The sequence below is a fragment of the Roseicyclus sp. genome (genome assembly GCF_052168335.1).
In the GTDB taxonomy this organism is placed as follows: domain Bacteria; phylum Pseudomonadota; class Alphaproteobacteria; order Rhodobacterales; family Rhodobacteraceae; genus Roseibacterium.
On record NZ_JBQLZP010000496.1, the window covers coordinates 1 to 1,969 of the forward strand.

At 71.6% G+C, this 1,969-nt stretch carries 3 protein-coding genes and 1 pseudogene; 1 reads left to right on the plus strand and 3 read right to left on the minus strand.

Annotated features, from left to right (window positions below):
- The coding region (locus ACTS11_RS15250) for a DUF933 domain-containing protein (RefSeq protein ID WP_442641155.1) at positions 1-508 on the plus strand (508 nt) is incomplete at its 5' end.
- Positions 509-740: 232 nt separating this feature from the next.
- On the opposite strand, the gene ACTS11_RS15255 is transcribed toward ACTS11_RS15250, so the two are convergent.
- The 3 genes and pseudogenes from ACTS11_RS15255 to ACTS11_RS15265 all read right to left on the minus strand — a co-directional run.
- Positions 741-1,193, minus strand: coding sequence for a response regulator (locus ACTS11_RS15255; RefSeq protein WP_442641156.1), 453 nt, complete (start codon positions 1,191-1,193; stop codon positions 741-743).
- Between the two features lie 123 nt (positions 1,194-1,316).
- Complete coding sequence (locus tag ACTS11_RS15260; protein WP_442641157.1) at positions 1,317-1,745, minus strand: hypothetical protein; 429 nt, start codon at positions 1,743-1,745, stop codon at positions 1,317-1,319.
- Positions 1,738-1,969, minus strand: a pseudogene (locus ACTS11_RS15265) (hypothetical protein); the annotation flags it as partial. The gene ACTS11_RS15260 and the pseudogene ACTS11_RS15265, both read right to left, overlap by 8 nt.

Here is a 1,969-nt window from a genome sequence, read left to right on the forward strand (position 1 = left end):
CCTGACGGCGAAACCCGTCCTCTACGTCTGCAACGTGGCCGAGGCGGAGGCCGCCACCGGCAACGCGCTGAGCGAGAAGGTCGCGCGCATGGCCGCCGAACAGGGCGCGGGCCATGTCGTCATCTCCGCCCGCATCGAGGAGGAGATCGCGCAGCTCGAGCCGGAGGAGGCGGAGATGTTCCTGACCGAGCTCGGCCTCGAGGAGGCGGGGCTCGACCGGCTGATCCGCGCGGGCTACGCGCTGCTGGAACTCGAGACCTACTTCACCGTGGGCCCGAAGGAGGCGCGCGCCTGGACGATCCGCAAGGGCACGGCCGCGCCGCAGGCGGCGGGGGTCATCCATGGCGACTTCGAACGCGGGTTCATCCGGGCCGAGACCATCGCCTATGACGACTACGTCGCGCTCGGCGGTGAGCAGGGCGCGAAGGACGCGGGCAAGATGCGCGTCGAGGGCAAGGGCTACGTCGTGAAGGACGGCGACGTGCTGCACTTCCTCTTCAACGCCTGATCGCCGGGGCGCACCCGGTTCGACGGCGCCGTGCCGCGCGACCGCGGGACGCGCGCGTCTGCCTCGGTCGCCGGTGCCCGCCGCGCGGCCGAGACCCGCGAAGGCCAACGCGCCACACACGGCGCGAGGCGAGGCGAACACCGGTGCTCCGACCGAGGCGCCCCGGCGCCCGCGTCGTCGACCTGCGGTCGCGATCGACGAGGCTGCGGGCGGGCCTTGTTCCGGACTGACCTCAGGCCCCTCCGAAGGCCGCCGGGGCACCGGACGGGGCGGCGAGCCGGGCCCCGCTGCGCGGCGGCGCGGCCTGCCAGGCCTGCCAGATCCGCGTGAGCGCTTCCGGCAGGGTGACGGGATCGAAGGGTTTCGACATCACCTCCGCCGCCCCGAGCGCATAAAGGCGGTTGACGTGTTCCTCCTGTATCTTGGCGGTGAGGAACGCGTAGGGCTTGGCCTCGAACCCGTCGAGCTGCCGCAGGGCGCCCATCGTCGTCGGTCCGTCCATGCCGGGCATCATGAAGTCCAGCATGACAAGCTGGGGATCGAAGGCGGGGGCTTCCTTCACCGCGTCCTCGCCGTTCATGAAGCCGCGTACATCGAAGCCACCGATCAGCGACAGGGACATTTCGATGAGCGGGAAGAGATCGACATCGTCCTCCACGAACATGACGCGCTTCAGTTCATCCATGGGACACCTCCTGCATGGCGTTCACTGTCGGATCGAACGGGGTGGCCGGCGCAGGGCTCCGGCCGGGCCGGGGCGCGGATGCCGGTTCGGCTGACCAAGGACGCCGGGTTCCGCGCGGGCGGGTCATGACACCGGCCCGTCCTGTCCGCGCAGGAGCATGTCGTCCAGCCGCTCGCGGTCCTCGGCACCTTGGCGCCGGGCGAGGACGGCCCGCATCTCCTTCGCGGCCGCAAGCTCGGCCGTCTTCGTCCTGCGGAACCGGTCGCGGACATCGTCCGCAAGGGTCTCGGCCTCGCGTTCGAGAATGCGCCGTTCGGTATCGTAGCGTCCGATCTCGGCCCGCACCGCGCTGATGAAGGCGCCGACATAGGGGGCCGTTTCGGCCGAGATCGTGCTTGTCTCCGTCTCGATCCGCCCGGCAAGCGCGGATGCCTCGGCGCGGCGGTCCTCGATGCCTTTCTGCACGAGCGCATGTTTGCGGACGACATCCTGGAGGCCGTCGCGTTCGATCCGCGCGAGGAGCTTCAGCGTCGCCACCCGCCGGTCATTCATCGGTCGGATCTCCGGCTCCGGCGGCGCGGTCGGCGATGACCTGCCGGATGCGCGCGAGGAGTGCGGGATCGAAGGGCGGGGCGCTGGGGGGCGGGGTGATCGCCCGGGGCCCGGACTGCGCTTCCGCTGGCTCCTCCGGCTCCGCGGGGGCCTCCGCCGCGCCGGCGTGCGTGGCGGCGAGGGGAGCCTGGGCCTGCGCTGTCGCCTCCGTCCTCACGCCGCCG

Bases quoted from the DNA above. Each gene is read 5' to 3' on its own strand.
- ACTS11_RS15255 (WP_442641156.1), bottom strand. From the start codon at position 1,193: ATGGATGAACTGAAGCGCGTCATGTTCGTGGAGGACGATGTCGATCTC.
- ACTS11_RS15260 (WP_442641157.1), bottom strand. From the start codon at position 1,745: ATGAATGACCGGCGGGTGGCGACGCTGAAGCTCCTCGCGCGGATCGAA.